The 15380-nt window shown below is 65.7% G+C and carries 17 protein-coding genes; 6 read left to right on the top strand and 11 right to left on the bottom strand.

What is annotated here, in order from left to right; all coding sequences use genetic code 11:
• Nucleotides 1–63: 63 nt before the first annotated feature.
• The 7 genes from A5686_RS00720 to lmeA all read right to left on the bottom strand — a co-directional run bounded on the left by A5686_RS00720 (nucleotide 64) and on the right by lmeA (nucleotide 4064).
• Nucleotides 64–768, bottom strand: coding sequence for an FABP family protein (locus A5686_RS00720; RefSeq protein WP_369829660.1), 705 nt, complete (start codon nucleotides 766–768; stop codon nucleotides 64–66).
• Nucleotides 769–914: 146 nt separating this feature from the next.
• Nucleotides 915–1217, bottom strand: coding sequence for a DUF1416 domain-containing protein (locus A5686_RS00715; protein WP_007777644.1), 303 nt, complete (start codon nucleotides 1215–1217; stop codon nucleotides 915–917).
• A gap of 1 nt (nucleotide 1218) precedes the next feature.
• Entirely contained in the window at nucleotides 1219–2052 is an 834-nt protein-coding gene (locus A5686_RS00710) for a sulfurtransferase (protein WP_067929850.1), read from the bottom strand.
• 36 nt (nucleotides 2053–2088) lie between these two features.
• Nucleotides 2089–2559: a DUF4395 domain-containing protein gene (locus tag A5686_RS00705; protein ID WP_067929849.1), complete on the bottom strand. Its 471-nt coding sequence runs from the start codon at nucleotides 2557–2559 to the stop codon at nucleotides 2089–2091.
• A gap of 104 nt (nucleotides 2560–2663) precedes the next feature.
• The gene (locus A5686_RS28290; RefSeq protein WP_369332967.1) at nucleotides 2664–2753 is read right to left on the bottom strand and encodes an Ms5788A family Cys-rich leader peptide; all 90 of its coding nucleotides are present in this window, start codon (nucleotides 2751–2753) and stop codon (nucleotides 2664–2666) included.
• A gap of 29 nt (nucleotides 2754–2782) precedes the next feature.
• Nucleotides 2783–3202, bottom strand: coding sequence for a thioredoxin family protein (locus tag A5686_RS00700; RefSeq protein WP_082947402.1), 420 nt, complete (start codon nucleotides 3200–3202; stop codon nucleotides 2783–2785).
• A gap of 49 nt (nucleotides 3203–3251) precedes the next feature.
• Nucleotides 3252–4064, bottom strand: coding sequence for a mannan chain length control protein LmeA (gene lmeA, locus A5686_RS00695; RefSeq protein WP_067929848.1), 813 nt, complete (start codon nucleotides 4062–4064; stop codon nucleotides 3252–3254).
• Between the two features lie 178 nt (nucleotides 4065–4242).
• On the opposite strand from lmeA, the gene A5686_RS00690 reads away from it, so the two are divergent.
• The 6 genes from A5686_RS00690 (at nucleotide 4243) to pstB (ending at nucleotide 10016) form a co-directional block, all read left to right on the top strand.
• Nucleotides 4243–5010, top strand: coding sequence for a response regulator transcription factor (locus tag A5686_RS00690; protein ID WP_067929847.1), 768 nt, complete (start codon nucleotides 4243–4245; stop codon nucleotides 5008–5010).
• Nucleotides 5007–5954, top strand: coding sequence for a mycothiol synthase (gene mshD / locus A5686_RS00685; RefSeq protein ID WP_067929846.1), 948 nt, complete (start codon nucleotides 5007–5009; stop codon nucleotides 5952–5954). The genes A5686_RS00690 and mshD overlap by 4 nt, the downstream gene beginning before the upstream one ends.
• Before the next feature lie 153 nt (nucleotides 5955–6107).
• On the top strand, nucleotides 6108–7229 hold the full coding sequence (gene pstS / locus A5686_RS00680) for a phosphate ABC transporter substrate-binding protein PstS (RefSeq protein WP_067929845.1): 1122 nt from the start codon (nucleotides 6108–6110) through the stop codon (nucleotides 7227–7229).
• Nucleotides 7230–7280: 51 nt separating this feature from the next.
• The gene (gene pstC, locus A5686_RS00675; RefSeq protein ID WP_369829659.1) at nucleotides 7281–8315 is read left to right on the top strand and encodes a phosphate ABC transporter permease subunit PstC; all 1035 of its coding nucleotides are present in this window, start codon (nucleotides 7281–7283) and stop codon (nucleotides 8313–8315) included.
• Nucleotides 8312–9226 carry a phosphate ABC transporter permease PstA gene (gene pstA, locus A5686_RS00670; RefSeq protein ID WP_067929843.1) on the top strand — a complete coding sequence of 305 codons (915 nt, stop codon included), beginning with the start codon at nucleotides 8312–8314 and terminating at the stop codon, nucleotides 9224–9226. Before pstC ends, pstA begins: the two co-directional genes overlap by 4 nt.
• A gap of 13 nt (nucleotides 9227–9239) precedes the next feature.
• Nucleotides 9240–10016 carry a phosphate ABC transporter ATP-binding protein PstB gene (gene pstB / locus A5686_RS00665; RefSeq protein WP_067929842.1) on the top strand — a complete coding sequence of 259 codons (777 nt, stop codon included), beginning with the start codon at nucleotides 9240–9242 and terminating at the stop codon, nucleotides 10014–10016.
• A 72-nt stretch (nucleotides 10017–10088) separates the two neighbouring features.
• Here pstB and phoU read toward each other — a convergent pair whose 3' ends face one another.
• From phoU to A5686_RS00645, 4 genes are all read right to left on the bottom strand, one after another.
• A complete protein-coding gene (gene phoU, locus A5686_RS00660) occupies nucleotides 10089–10757 on the bottom strand; it encodes a phosphate signaling complex protein PhoU (protein WP_067929841.1) in 669 nt (222 codons plus the stop codon).
• 57 nt (nucleotides 10758–10814) lie between these two features.
• Entirely contained in the window at nucleotides 10815–12875 is a 2061-nt protein-coding gene (locus A5686_RS00655; protein WP_067929840.1) for an LCP family protein, read from the bottom strand.
• A 209-nt stretch (nucleotides 12876–13084) separates the two neighbouring features.
• The gene (gene dusB / locus A5686_RS00650; RefSeq protein ID WP_067929839.1) at nucleotides 13085–14218 is read right to left on the bottom strand and encodes a tRNA dihydrouridine synthase DusB; all 1134 of its coding nucleotides are present in this window, start codon (nucleotides 14216–14218) and stop codon (nucleotides 13085–13087) included.
• Between the two features lie 7 nt (nucleotides 14219–14225).
• Nucleotides 14226–15248 carry an acyl-ACP desaturase gene (locus A5686_RS00645; RefSeq protein WP_067929838.1) on the bottom strand — a complete coding sequence of 341 codons (1023 nt, stop codon included), beginning with the start codon at nucleotides 15246–15248 and terminating at the stop codon, nucleotides 14226–14228.
• Nucleotides 15249–15380: the final 132 nt, after the last annotated feature.

Below are 15380 nucleotides of genomic sequence, written 5' to 3'. Positions count from 1 at the left end.
GCTTCCGGTTTTTGTCCGACCAGGAATACGGCTCGGGGGCCGCTCCATATCTAAAGGCCGTTACTAACCGACGAACCGGGACAGCCGTGCCGAGAGATGCGGCACCAGACCGCCGTCGGCGTCCACCCGCTCTTCGACGTAGGCCAGGTCGCCGCCTTCGATGATGCCGTAGAGGCGTTTCGCGCCGCCGACCAGCACTCCCGACCTGCTGCGGGCCAGCGCGTCGGTGACCAGCTCCCACGACGACTGGGTCAGCGGGCGGCCGTAGAACAGCTCGACGTAGCCAACCGAATGGGCCAACAGCAGTTCGATCGCGTTGGATTCGCCCGGATCGTCCGGATCGGCGACAAAGCGCCAGAACCCGGTCTCGCGCAGGCCGCGTTCTTGGTAGCCCCCCGTCTCGCTGAGGCGCCAGGAGCGGGCTTCCCAGTTCAGATAGTCGCCGCCGTCGTGCGACACCACGATCTGCTGGCCGAACCGGTAGTCGCCGTCGTGTCCACGGCCTTCGCCTTCGCCGCGCCACACGCCGACCAGCGGCAGCAGCGCCAGCAACGCATCGCTCAGGTTGGCGCCCTCGCGCAGGTTCGCGGTGTCGGCGGGCAGAGGCAGGTCATCGTACGACGGGATGTTGCGTCCGGCGGTCAGCTTCGCGCGCTCAGCCGCGGCGGCCACCGCCCGGTCGCCGGACCCAGCAGAACTAATCGGTTCGTCGGGGGTCACGTGCTCCTCCCCATCGCTGCGCTCTGGATCGTCGCCGGCGCGGGTCACGACTCGTCGGTAATGAGCCGATAGAGGGTGTACAGGGCGAACCATGAAATCACCACGACCGCCACAACCAGCATGATCTCGAAGAACAGCACCACGGGGACAAGTCTATTCGTCCCGCGGTATCCCCGTGGGGCACGGCTGGCGGGTCAGGCGATCTTGACGTCGACCTCGTGGATGCCCGCACCGGACGGCGCCACCACAGCATCGCCGTTGCCGGCCTTCGACAGGGCGCGCAGCGTCCAGGAGCCCGGCGCGGCGAAGAACCGGAAGTCACCGGTGGCCGACGCCACCACCTCGGCGGTGAATTCGTCGGAGGAGTCCAGCAAGCGGACGAATGCGCCGCCCACCGCCTGGCCCTCGCCGTCCACCACCCGACCGGTGATCACCGTTTCCTTCTCCAGGTCGACGCTGGCGGGCAACGTCAGTCCTTGTTTCGGTGCAGAGCACATATCAGCTTCCCAACTCGATCGGGGCACCCACCAGGGAGCCGTATTCCGTCCAACTGCCGTCGTAGTTCTTCACATTCCGATGCCCGAGTAATTCATAAAGAACGAACCAGGTGTGCGACGACCGCTCACCGATGCGGCAGTACGCGATCGTTTCCTTACTGCCGTCCAGGCCGGCACCGGCGTAGAGCTTGGCCAGCTCTTCGTCGGACTTGAAGGTGCCGTCCTCGTTCGCGGCCTTGCTCCACGGCACGTTGATGGCGCCGGGGATGTGACCGGGCCGCTGGCTTTGCTCCTGCGGGAGGTGCGCGGGCGCCAGGATCTTGCCCGAGAACTCATCGGGGGAGCGCACGTCAACCAGGTTCTTGACGTTGATGGCCGAAATGACTTCGTCGCGAAATGCCCGGATGCTGTTGTCCGGCGCGGCGGCGGTGTACGACGTCGCCGGTCTGGTGACGGTCTCGCTGGACAGCGCGCGCCCGTCCAGCTCCCATTTCTTGCGGCCGCCGTCGAGCAGCTTGACGTCGTCATGGCCGTACAGCTTGAAGTACCAGTAGGCGTACGCGGCGAACCAGTTGTTGTTCCCGCCGTAGAGGATCACGGTGTCGTCGTTGGAAATGCCCCGCTCGCTGAGCAGTTTGGAGAACTGCTGGGCGTCGACGAAGTCGCGTTTGACCGGGTCCTGCAAATCGGAGCGCCAGTCCAGCCTGATCGCGCCGGGGATGTGGCCGGCGTCGTAAGCGCTGGTGTCTTCGTCTACTTCGACGAAGACGACGCCAGAGGCGTCGAGATTGCTCTCAGCCCAGTCGGTGGAGACCAGGACGTCGGAGCGTGCCATGGAGTGGATCCTTTCAATCGCTTTTGTTACAGCAGGTCAGGTCGGACGCGTGCGGCGTCGGAAACGGGCCACCAGCGGATAGAGCTGGCAGCCCAGGCAGATGGCGAAGGCTGCGTTGAGAAACGCGGCCGCCAGGGCCGCCGCGGTGGCGACGACGCCGACCACGACCGCGCCGGTCGCGAATCCGACGGTTCCCAGCGCCGCGAAGATCAGGCCGACGAGTTGAGCGAACTTCAGCGGTGCGGTCGGCTCGCGATCCTGCACCGGGCCCAGCCGCGGTGCGACGAGCGTGGCGAAGATCCGGCCGTACGGATGATTACGCGGTCCGCCGACCGCGCCGATCGCGAAGATGACGGCCTGGGCGGCCAGGATCACCGCGGCAATCAGGGGACTGGTCGCGGACACGACCAGCGCCAGTACCAAGACTGCGGTGGTGACCCAGGCAGCGAATCGCGGTCCGCGCACGTCGACCAGGTCGGGCTGCGTGGTGGTGGTGTTGCTTGGCAAGGAACTGCTCCTGGATACCTGTGTTGCCGGCGGAAACGACGAATGGAGACGTGCCACGGTCTGGATCCCGGGCCGCTCCGAGTGCTACGCGAAAGCGCGGCTACTCAGCAGCAACAGCAACAACAACAGCCCGCGGTGCGGCACAGTTCAACTGCGCGACGCTGGGTGAGCATGGGCTCGAGGCGGGCTGACACGACGGTCAGCTTACCCAATGACACCGCGGTCAAGCCAACAGCGGTTTCAGTGCGGAGCGCAGGTCGGCCACGTTGGGCACCCCGGAGGCGCGGTATCGCTGCCGGCCGTCGACGTCGAAGATCAACGTGGTGGGCAGGGACAGCACCGAATACCGGCGTGCGGTCTGCGGATTTGCGTCCAGATCGACCTCGACGTGAGCCACCTCCCTCAGGTCGTCGCAGACCTGCTCGACGACCCGGCGGACCCGATCGCAAGGCCCACACCACGGCGCGCTGAAATGCACCACCGTCGGTCCGGTCCGGGAAAGCCCCAGGGCCGCGATGTCGGCGCCGGCGTCCTCCTGCGGCGCGGATGAGATTTCCCGGATTCGTCCGGATCGCCGCGTCAACAACCACCCGGCGAGGGTTGCCACGGCGAGCACCGCAACGGTCACGACGACTACGGTCATCAGCGCCACTGCTCCCCATCGCTTCGCTCTGCATTGTTGTCGGCGCGAGTCATGATTGCTTAAACCCCTCGAGGGTCACGGTTAGTCCATGGGTGATGCCCTCGATGATGACGTCGGATCCCCGGGCTCCCTCGGTGGTTGGCGCGACACCGAAGGGCAGGCGCTGGTTGGGCAGCCTTCCGCTGAAGGCGTGCAGCACCGCGTCGTATTTGTCCGCCGGCACCGTCTGGTCGGCGGTGTCGGACCCGGTGAGCACGCCGGTCGGGGTGAACACCAACGTCGCTGGGTCATCCGGGGCGATGGACAGGTCGACCGAGACGCTGACTCTTCGATCGAAGCCCGCCGATTTGGGGGTCCCGGTGAACACCAGCCCGTGGTTATCCGAGATACCCGATGCGGTGACACCGCCGGTCGAGGTGTTCGTTTCCTTGGGCGGCGCCTCGACCATCAGGTCGCTGATGCCCAGGAACCGGCCCAGATGCGTCGAATCGACAATGATCCGGCTCTCCAGTTTGCCCACCCCGAGCTTCGCGTCCGGGCTGATCAGCCACGACGCCTGGGCCAGGTCCACCGAGTACATCGTGGCTTCCAGGGTGGCCTTGCCGGTCATCGCGTGGTCGACGGCGTTGGCCTTGATCTCCACCTGGCTGTAGTTACCGCGCATCGCTTGCGGGAGGAAGGGAAACGCCACGATGGCCACGAAGGGGTCGGTGCCCAGCTTGGTCGCTTTACGAACGCTGGACGACAGTCGGTATTCGGCATAAATGCTGGTCCCGTAATCGAAGCTGATGGCGCCCAGGGCTACCACCGCAACCAGGATCGCGGTCGCGGTCACAGCAATCAGCACCTTGCGCACCCGCATATTGTGGCGCAACGCCTCAGAATCCCTCGCCGCCGGATCACTGGTGGTGGGGATCACAGTGCCTCGTCCTGCCACGCGAAAAAACCAGGTGACACGTTATCGTTAGATGACCTGGTAACTAACGCTTAACGGCGTTGTCAATTTGGGAGAAGCCGTTCCCCCGAGCTGGAGGGGCTAGTTGGAACTACTGCTGCTGACCTCGGAGCTTCATCCCGACCCGGTCTTGCCGTCGTTGTCCCTGCTTCCGCATACGGTCCGGACGGCGCCGCCAGAACCCGCTTCGTTGCTCGAGGCCGGGACCGCGGATGCGGTGATCGTTGACGCGCGGACCGATTTGTCGTCGGCCCGCGGACTATGCCGCCTGTTGAGCACCGCGGGCCGGTCGGGCCCCGTGCTCGCCGTGGTGAGCGAGGGTGGGCTGGTGGCCGTCAGCTCGGACTGGGGTCTGGACGAGATTTTGTTGCCCACGACGGGGCCCGCCGAGGTCGACGCGCGGCTGCGGTTGGTGATCGGCCGCCGCGGCGGACTCGCGGACCAGGAGAGCGCCGGCAAGGTCAGCCTGGGCGAGTTGGTGATCGATGAAGGCACCTACACCGCCCGGCTGCGGGGCCGCCCCCTGGACCTCACCTACAAGGAATTCGAGTTGCTCAAATATCTGGCCCAGCACGCCGGGCGGGTATTCACGCGCGCGCAGCTGCTGCACGAGGTATGGGGTTATGACTTCTTCGGCGGCACCCGCACCGTCGACGTGCACGTGCGTCGGCTGCGGGCCAAACTCGGTCCCGAGTACGAGGCGCTGATCGGTACCGTACGCAACGTGGGTTATAAGGCCGTCCGTCCCGCGCGCGGCCGTACGCCGACCGCCGAGACCGATGACGCCGACGGCGCCGGATCCGAATCGCAGGACGTCCAAGATCCGTTGGTCGATCCGTTGCACACGCAGTGACGTCGCCTGACTGGCGCCGCAGCCTGACCGTCGAGGAGCAGCGGGGCGTACGCGAACTTGTCAGTGCGGCAACCGAATCCGACGGGGTCGCCCCAGTTGGAGAGCAGGTGCTGCGGGAGCTCGGGCACGACCGCACCGAGCATCTGCTGATCACGAGTGCCGCGTCGGGGGCCACGACGGCCGGTGGCGCGATCGTCGGTTACCTCAATCTGAGTCCGCCGCGCGACGGCGAGACTTCGATGGCCGAGCTCGTGGTGCATCCGCAGGCGCGGCGGCGCGGCATCGGGTCGACACTGGCACGGGCCGCGTTGATGAAAACCGGTGCGGGCAATCGGTTTTGGGCGCATGGCACGCTTGAACCGGCCCGTGCGACCGCGTCCGCGCTGGGCCTGACCCCAGTGCGGGAACTGATGCAGATGCGACGCTCGCTGCGCGATCTGCCCGACACCGTGCCGGAGGTGCCCGGGGTGCAGATCCGCACCTACTCGGGTGCCGACGACGACGCCGAGCTGCTGCGGGTCAACAATGCCGCGTTCGCCTACCACCCCGAACAGGGCGGCTGGACGGACGTCGAGCTGGGGGAGCGCCGCAACGAACCGTGGTTCGACCCGGCGGGGCTGTTCCTGGCTTTCGGCGACTCGGGCAGCGACCAGGCCGGCACCCTGCTGGGGTTCCACTGGACCAAGGTGCATCTGGATCGGCCAGGCCTGGGCGAGGTGTACGTGCTGGGTGTCGATCCTTCGGCGCAGGGCCGCGGCCTCGGGCAGGCGCTGACCTCCGTCGGCATCGACTGGTTGGGGCGTCGCCTGGCCGACGCCCCCGAACCCACCGTGATGCTCTACGTGGAATCGGACAACGTCGCCGCGGTGCGCACCTACCAGCGCCTCGGGTTCACCACTTACAGCGTCGACACCGCATACGCGGTCGTTCCCGGGGCCAACTGACCGCGGGTACGAGGGGCACCTATCCAGATCGTTAATCTGGTCCTGGCCACCGAGACGTTGCCGCGGCGCATATTTTCGCCGGCACTTGGCAACCTCACGAGGGATGGCAGCGGCTACCACATGCGTCCGGAACGTGTCAGGAAAGCGAGATCGGTGAGGCTCGATAGGCAGGGCAGGGCGCTGGCCGCCGCGGCGCTGGTTACGGCGCTCGTTGCCGGAGCACTGACCGCCTGCGGAAGCGATGAGAACGGCCGCGGGACCGCAGGGCCCAGCTCCGGCGTCGCCGGAACTGCCGGGTGCGGGGGCAAGGACAAGCTGACGGCGGAGGGCTCGACCGCGCAAGAGAACGCGATCACGGTGTTCAACCAGGTGTGGGGCCAGTACTGCCCGGGAAAGGGCCTGGCTTACAACCCGACCGGATCCGGCGCCGGCCGTGAGCAGTTCATCGCCGGGCACGTCGATTTCGCGGGTGCGGACTCTCCTCTGGTCGCCGACCAGATCGGGCCCGCCGCCAAACGCTGTGACGGGAACCCGGCGTGGGACCTGCCCCTGGTCTTCGGCCCCATCGGGATCGTCTACAACCTGCCCGGAAACCCGTCCCTGGTGATCAACAGTGACGCGCTGGCCAAGATTTTCACCGGCAGGATCACCACCTGGAACGACCCGATCCTGGCGGCGCTGAACCCGGGTACGCCGCTGCCCGACTCCAAGATCGCGCCGATCTACCGGACCGACTCGTCGGGAACCACCGATAACGTCCAGAAATACCTCACCGCGGCCGCGCCCCAGAGCTGGTCCAAAGGAGTCGGCACCGAGTTCCAGGGCGGTGTCGGTGAGGGAGCCGCGAAGTCGGCCGGCGTCATCCAGGCGGTGCGCGCCACCCCGGGCTCCATCGGATACGTCGAGAAGGGCTTCGCCGACCAGGCCCGCATGCCGTACGCGAAGATCGCGACCCGCGGTGGCGTCATCCCGCTGACCAGCGAAACGGCCGGGAACGCCGTCAACGCGGCCAAATTTTTGGGCGAAGGCAATGACCTGGTGCTCGACCTCAACGCCATGTACGGCTCCGAGGAAGCGCACGTTTACCCGTTGTTGCTGGTCACCTATGAGATCGTGTGCTCAAAGGGGTACGACCCCCAGACCTCCGCGGCCGTCAAATCGTTCCTCGCCGTCTCCGCCAGCAGCGCGCAGGGCGAACTTGGAAAGGCCGGGTACGTACCGCTGCCCGATAAGGTCAGGGAACGACTGATTACGGCCATCAATGCGCTGCAGTAATCAAGTGCGCCGGGTGTCAAGGAGTGACAGCAGACCTGTGACGGGATCACAGTGACAACGCCGAATCCCATCGACGCGGGTTCGGGCGCGGTTGTCGCCGCGCCGTTTCCGGAGAGGCAGGCCGCACCCATCAGCCCTTGGGGACAGGGGCGTCCCCACGTGGCGGACCGAATTTTCCGCTGGCTCGCACAGTCCTCGGGCGTGCTCATCATCGTGGTCATCGCCGCGATCGCGGCGTTCCTGCTCGGACGCGCGATACCGGCGCTGCACCGGAATCGGGAGAACTTTTTCAGCTACGGCGGTGTTTGGGTCACCACGGACACCTCGGCGATGCACTTCGGTATCGCCAGCCTGGTGCCGGTCACCCTGTTCGTATCGCTGTTCGCGCTCGTCTTGGCCATGCCGGTCGCGCTGGGGGTGGCCATCTTCATCACTCAATACGCGCCGCGACGGGTCGCCACGCCGCTGGCGTACTCGGTCGACCTGCTGGCCGCGGTGCCCTCGATCATCTATGGAGCGTGGGGTCTGTACGTGTTGGCGCCGCAACTGCGCCCGGTCGCCACATGGCTCAATCGCTCACTGGGCTGGTGTTTTCTGTTCGCCAACGGCAATGCCTCACCGGCGGGCGGGGGAACCATCTTCACCGGTGGGGTCGTCTTGGCGGTGATGATCCTGCCGATCATCACCGCAGTAACGCGCGAAGTGTTCGTCCAGACACCGCAAGACCAGATCGAGGCCTTGCTGGCGCTCGGTGCCACGCGGTGGGAAGTGGTCAAGACGGTCACGCTGCCGTTCGGGCGGTCCGGTTATATCAGCGGATCGATGTTGGGGCTGGGCCGCGCCCTGGGCGAGACGGTGGCGCTGTTGATCATTCTGCGGGGCACCCAGGCAGCGTTCGGGTGGTCACTGTTCGATGGCGGCTCCACCTTTGCGACCAAGATCGCCGGCGCCGCGGCCGAATTCGATGACCGATACAAGGCCGGCGCGTACATCGCCGCGGGCCTGACGCTCTTCGTGCTCACGTTCCTGGTCGACGCTCTGGCACGGGGCACCGTCGCCGGGGCGGCGCGAAAGGGGGCCCGATGACCTCGATGTTGGACCGGCCGCTCAAGCCGCGGACGTTCTCGCCGGTTAGTTGGCGCCGTCGTACCTCGAACTTCATTGCGGCCCTGCTGGTTTCACTGTCGCTACTGGTCGCGGTGACCCCACTGGTGATGGTTTTGTGGTCGGTGGCCGTCAAGGGTTTCAAGGCGGTCGCGTCAACAGTGTGGTGGACGCACTCGCAAGCGGGAATGACGGCGTTCGTGACCGGGGGCGGCGCCTACCACGCGTTGATCGGCACCGTGCTGCAGGGATTGGTGTGTGCCCTCATCTCCGTCCCACTGGGGCTGATGGTCGCGATCTATCTGGTCGAGTACGGCGGCGGCACCGCGCTGGGGAGATTGGCGTCGTTCATGGTGGACATCCTGACCGGTGTGCCGTCGATCGTTGCGGCACTGTTCATCTACGCGTTGTGCGTTGCCATGCTGGGACTTCCCCGCTCGCAGTTCGCGGTGTCGCTGGCGCTGGTCTTGCTGATGCTTCCGGTGATCGTGCGCGCCACCGAGGAGATGCTGCGAATCGTCCCGGTGGACCTTCGCGAGGCCAGTTACGCGCTGGGCATCACCAAGTGGAAAACCATTGCCCGGGTGGTCATTCCAACCGGACTGTCCGGCATCGTCACCGGGATACTGCTGGCGATGGCCAGAGTGATGGGCGAGACGGCGCCGCTGCTGATCCTGGTCGGTTACGAACAATCGATAAACTTCGATATCTTCAGCGGGTTCATGGGGACGTTGCCCGGCATGATGTTCAACCAGACGACAGCCGGCGCGAGCCTCAACCCCATCCCCACGGATCGGCTGTGGGGTGCCGCGTTGACCCTCATCCTGGTGATCGCCATCATCAACATCGCGGCCCGAGCGATGGCAAGGTTTCTGGGCACCAGGAAGTCATAGGCAGGAGCACTAAGTGGCCAAACGGTTGGACCTCAAGAGCGTCAACATCTACTACGGATCGTTTCACGCGGTCTCGGATGTGACGCTGTCGGTTCTGCCCCGCAGCGTGACAGCGTTCATCGGGCCGTCGGGCTGCGGCAAAACGACGGTGCTGCGCACGCTCAACCGGATGCACGAGGTGGTGCCGGGCGGACGAGTCGAGGGCAGCGTGCTCCTCGACGACGAAGACATCTATGGCCCCGGAGTCGACCCGGTCGGCGTCCGCCGGGCCATCGGGATGGTGTTCCAGCGGCCGAACCCGTTCCCCGCCATGTCGATTCGCGACAACGTGGTGGCCGGCCTGAGACTGCAGGGGGTGCGCAACCGCAAAGTGCTCGATGAGACGGCCGAGTATTCGCTGCGCGGGGCGAACCTGTGGGATGAGGTCAAGAACCGGTTGGACCGGCCCGGCGGCGGATTGTCCGGCGGCCAGCAGCAGCGCCTGTGCATCGCGCGCGCCATCGCGGTGCAACCCGATGTGCTGCTGATGGACGAACCGTGTTCGGCGCTCGACCCGATCTCGACGATGGCGATCGAGGAGCTGATCAGCGAATTGAAGCAGGACTACACCATCGTCATCGTCACCCACAACATGCAGCAGGCGGCGCGGGTCAGCGACTACACGGCGTTCTTCAACCTGGAAGCCGTCGGAAAACCGGGGCGGCTGATCGAAGTCGACGACACCGAGAAGATCTTTTCCAACCCGAACCAGAAGGCGACCGAAGACTACATCTCCGGCCGATTCGGCTAGCCCGACGACGAAGCAGCTCGTGTACCGAGGTGTGAGGAGTCGGGCAATTGAACTAGTCCGACGCCGTTTCGCTTACCGCGACGGGGGTTTCGCCTCTTCCTCGGGAAGTCTGCCGGTCGCCTGGAAGATGACTCGCCGGGCCACTTCGACGGCGTGGTCGGCAAAACGCTCGTAGAACCGGCCCAGCAACGTCACGTCGACGGCCGCCGCGACGCCGTGCTTCCATTCACGGTCCATCAGCACCGAGAACAAATGCCGGTGCAGATCGTCCATCGCGTCATCTTCTTCGCGAATCCGGGCGGCCTTCTCCGGGTCTCGCGACAGCACCACCTCCTGGGCGCTGTTGCCCAATTCGACCGCGATGCTGCCCATTTCGGCGAAATAGCCATTGACCTCTTCGGGTAAGGCGTGCTGGGGATGCCGTCGACGGGCGATCTTGGCGACGTGCAGTGCCAACGCACCCATCCGGTCGATGTCCGCCACCATCTGGATCGCGCTCACAATCGCCCTCAGATCGCCGGCCACCGGGGCCTGTAAAGCCAGTAGTACGAAGGCGCTTTCCTCGGCGCGCGCGCTCAGCACGGCGATGGCTTCGTGATCGGAGATGACTTGTTCGGCTAGCACCAAGTCGGCTTGCAACAGAGCCTGGGTGGCCCGCTCCATAGCGATTCCTGCCAAGCCGCACATCTCGCCGAGGCGCTCGGACAACTCCGAGAGTTGCTCGTGGTAGGCGGTCCGCATATCACCAGGGTACGGTCTCGCCGCCCGAAACGGGCGGCGGAGCGCCGTCAAAAGCGCTCACTCGCAGGTGGTGTCGGCCGCGTTGGTGACGGATAGGTCTTCGGGGAGCTTGGCCGGCGCGTTGCTCGAGCCGCGTTCGATTTGCAGGCTCATCGAAGAGCCGCTCGGCGAGGGTGCGGATACCGACTTGAAGTCGGGACCCAAAACAACCTGAACGACCTGTCCGTAGCCGGAAACCCGCTGGACTTTCGCGTTGGCGAACGAGGATGCGACGGTGGCGGCGGCCTCTTCGTTGCCCGGCGAGAACAGCACCGTCGTCGCGTTGACCGAGCTCGGATAATCGTCGGGTGACATCACGTTGAAGCCGTCGTGCTTGAGCTGGGTGCTCGCGGTGGCCGCCAGACCGCTTTGCGTGGTCGCGTTGGAAACCCGCACCGTCACACCGCTTGGCGAGGTCGTGGTGATCTGCTCGGGTTGCGCCTCCGGCGCCGGTGCCGGTGATTTCTTGGTGGTGGGCGCCTTGGACGGGCCCTTCGTTCCAGAAGTACTCAAATTCTGCGCGTTGTGGTCGTTTTCCTCGGGCAGCGGATCGTCGTTGATCACGGCGTCGAACAGCGCCCGCATGTCGTCCATCCGTGGCGGCTCGTCGCCGTTCTGATCGGTCACGCCGGTCGGCACGGTGACGAATGTGACGTGTCCGGCCACCATGCCCTGCAACGACTGACCGAGTTGGACCAGGTCTTTGGACCGCACGTTGTCGACGACCGTGTCGCTGATGAACATGTTGACGACGTTGTTGAGCTTGTTGAGGTCCAGGAGTGTGTCTGCGGAGATCAACGAGCGCAGCAGCGACGACAAGAACAGTTGCTGGCGCTTGATCCTGCCGTAATCGCCGTTGACCTCGGTGGTGACCTGGCGTGCCCGCACGTAGTTCAGGGCGGTGGAGCCGTCGAGGACCTGTCGCCCACCGTGTTCGAGGACGGTGCCTAACTCGTAGTCGTGCAGCGGCGTGCTCGAGCAGACCTCAACGCCGCCGAGGGCGTCGACCATTTTCGCGAAGCCGGAGAAGTCGACGGCGATGAAGCGGTTGATGCTCAAGCCGGACAGCTTCTGGATTTCCTTCACCAGACACTTCGGACCGCCGAAGGCGAACGCCGAGTTCAGTTTGGTCTCGGTGTAGATCATCTTCGGGCCATAGGTCTTGGTCTTCGGGTCGTAGAGGGGCCCGTACTTACCCGTTTCCGGGTTCCACGCTTCGCATTGCATCGGGGTGATCGCCAGGTCGCGGGGGAACGACACCGCCACTACGCGCTTACGGTTGGCCGGAATGTTGACCAGCATGACCGTGTCCGAGCGCTCTCCGTCGGCGTCGTCGGTGGTTCCGGCACCCATGTTGGCGTTGTCGCCCAGGCGCGAATCGAGGCCGACGATCAGGAAGTCCTCGTCGCCGTACTGTCCACCCGGGTCGCGGATGTCGCTGGAATTCTGATCGAGCGCGCTGATCGTATTCAGCCGGGCGTTTTTCGACGTGCTCCATTGCCAGGCCCCGCCGGTCATGGCCAGGGCCAGTACGGCGGCCAGGGCCGCTGTCGAACGCGCGGCCACCAGCAATGGTCGGCGCCGGCGTTTGGGTTCCTCGGCGCTGACCTGCGGAGCTGGGTCTTCCAGGTCGTCGTCGTTCGGGTAATCGGCGGCCTCGAGGGCCCGAAGCTCGGCGGCGGCGTCCGATGAGTAGGCGAGGTCGTCGATCACCTGCGTTTTCTGCAGCTCGATCGGCAGGGCCGGCTCGGCGCGGGTCGGCTCGATCTCCGGGTCCTCCGGAACGGCACGATGATGGACCGGCCGGCTGGGGACACCGATCTTGGCGATCAGATCGGCGACGCTGACGCCGCCGCCGGCGTGGGATCCGCCCCGTTCGACGTCGTCCTCGCGCGACTCGACGGGTTCGATCGTGGCCTCCGGCTGCCAGCGGTGCAGGTTGTCGTCGGCCGGGGGTCGGAAGAATCGCTCCCAGGGAGCCGCGCCCGACGGCGCCTGGTGCGCGGTGAGTGGATAGGTATGCGCCCAGCCCGGTCCATGCCGACCGTTGCGAGTGGCGTCGTTCTCGGCGTCACTCATGTCGTACCGGCCTCCGAAGCTCTGATGCAGACGTCAGCGTGTCCGTGCGTAATGTCAGCGCAGTGCCGCGTTGCGGCCGCTACGGCTGGTGCCAACCAGTTTCGTCACCCTGGCCTGGGGGCCACGGAACCGATCCGCCACCCAGGCGCATGCAACAAAGCCCACATCGTACTGAGTTATCGGCCCGGACGCGATTCCTCGCGGTCGGCTCATCCCCCGGAGTGCATGACGTCGGCGCCTGCAGGCACGGTGCAATCGTCCGGGTCGATCAGCCAGCCTTCCGGCAGGATCACCCGGGCCGGTGAACCCTGCCTGCCGCGCGGGCCCGTCGCCTCGTCGGGGAACGGCACGGAGCCGTCCAACCGGTCGAGCAGAAAGTCCAGCTCATCGAGCGTCTTGACCATCGCCAGCGCGCGGCGCAGCTCGGAGCCGGCCGGAAAGCCGTGCAGGTACCAGCCGATGTGTTTGCGGATGTCGCGCATGCCCTTGTCCTCGCCGAAGTGCGCGGCCAGCAGCTGCCCGTGGCGCCGGACGACGTCGGCGACCTCGCCGAGCGTCGGGGGCGTGGGCGGCGGGGTGCCGGTGAAGGCGGCCGACAGCTCGGCGAACAACCAGGGCCGGCCCAGGCAGCCGCGGCCGATGACGACGCCGTCGCATCCGGTGCTGGCCATCATCGTCAGCGCGTCGCTGGCGTCATAGATGTCGCCGTTGCCCAGCACCGGGATCGTCTGCACCTGCTGTTTGAGCCGAGCGATCTGGTCCCAGTCGGCGGTGCCGGAGTAGCGCTGCGCGGCCGTCCGGGCATGCAGCGCGACGGCAGCGGCCCCTTCGGCTTCGGCGATGCGGCCGGCGTCGAGGTGAGTGTGGTGCTCGTCGTCGATCCCGACCCGGAACTTAACGGTCACCGGGATCTGAGTGCCCTCGGTGCCCCGCACCGCCGCGGCGACGATCTGACCGAACAGTCGCCGTTTGTACGGCAGCGCCGAACCGCCGCCGCGCTTGGTCACCTTGGGCACCGGGCAGCCGAAATTCATGTCGATGTGATCGGCCAACCCCTCGTCGGCGATCATCTTGGCGGCCTCGTACGTGGTCGCGGGGTCGACGGTGTAGAGCTGCAGCGAGCGGGGTGACTCGTCGGAGGCGAACGTCGTCATGTGCAGAGTGGCCGGATGACGCTCGACAAGCGCACGCGCCGTGACCATTTCGCAGACATAGAGCCCGCTGACGGTGCCTACCCTGGCTTGCTCAAGCTCGCGGCACAGCGTCCGGAATGCGACGTTTGTCACACCCGCCATCGGTGCCAGGACCACCGGGCTGGCGAGCGCGATGGAACCGATGCGCACCGCTTGGCTACCGCCGGCTCATGGTCAGCGTGCCCGCGGTCTGGTGTAGCTCGAGCGCGGTGGTCCTTTTGCCCGTGCGGGCTTCCCGCTCGAGCTGACGCTGCTTGGAAATCTCGAACTTCTCGCAAGTCTGCTCGAGTTCCTTGATCAGCAGCGCGAGGTCGTCGCGCATGGCAGCCGCCTCACCGGTGAAGTCCTCACGCTCGAAGATGCGCCATTTCTTCAGCACCGGCATGACCACATCGTCGAGGTGGATGCGCGGGTCGTACACGCCGCCCACGGCGATGACGACGGCCTTCCGGCGGAACTCGGGCACCTGGTAGCCCGGCATCTGGAAGTTGCGCAGGACCTTGTGCAGCGACTTCATCGCCTGGTTGGGCGCGATCGCGAACCCGGCATCGCTGACATCCCGGTAGAAAATCATGTGCAGGTTCTCGTCGGCCGAGATCTTGGCCAGTAACTGGTCGGCGATCGTCTCGTTGCAGGCCTTGCCGGTGTTGCGGTGCGAAATCCGGGTCGCCAGTTCCTGGAACGTCACATAGATGACCGAGTCGAACAGGCTCTCGGCGAACAGATCGGCTCGAACCTGACGGTTCTGGCCCGGGCTGAAGCCGCGGTTCACCACCTCGATGCGCAGTTTCTCCAATTCGACGGGGTCGACCGCGCGGGTCACCACCAGGTAATCGCGCAGCGCGATACCGTGCCGGTTCTCCTCAGCGGTCCAGCGGTTGACCCACTGCCCCCACGCGTCATCCAGGCCGAAGTTCATCGCGATCTCGCGGTGATAGGACGGCAGGTTGTCCTCGGTCATCAGGTTCTGCACCATCGCCACCTGGGCGACGTCCGAGAGCTGGGACTGACCGGGCTCCCAATCCTGCCCACCGAGCGCGTAGAAGTTCTTGCCGTCCGACCAGGGGATGTAGTCGTGCGGGTTCCAGTTCTTGTGCATGCTCTCGTGCCGATTCAGGTACTTCTCGACTGACGGCTCGAGCTCGTGCAGCAGCTGTAGGTTAGTCAGCTCAGCTGACATCGGTCCTCCAGTTATCTGTGTCGATGGGTAGCAGTCAATATATCTGTGTACCCGGGTAGCATCAAGTTCCTCGTCGGCGCGCCAGGTGACGTTTTTGCACCGGTTGTCCACCTGCACGGCTTGCGGATGAAG

It is taken from the genome of Mycobacterium sp. E2479 (genome assembly GCF_001667925.1).
Taxonomy (GTDB): domain Bacteria; phylum Actinomycetota; class Actinomycetes; order Mycobacteriales; family Mycobacteriaceae; genus Mycobacterium.
The sequence above is the reverse complement of the archived record's forward strand: the minus strand, read 5'-3'. Positions and strand labels throughout refer to the sequence as shown.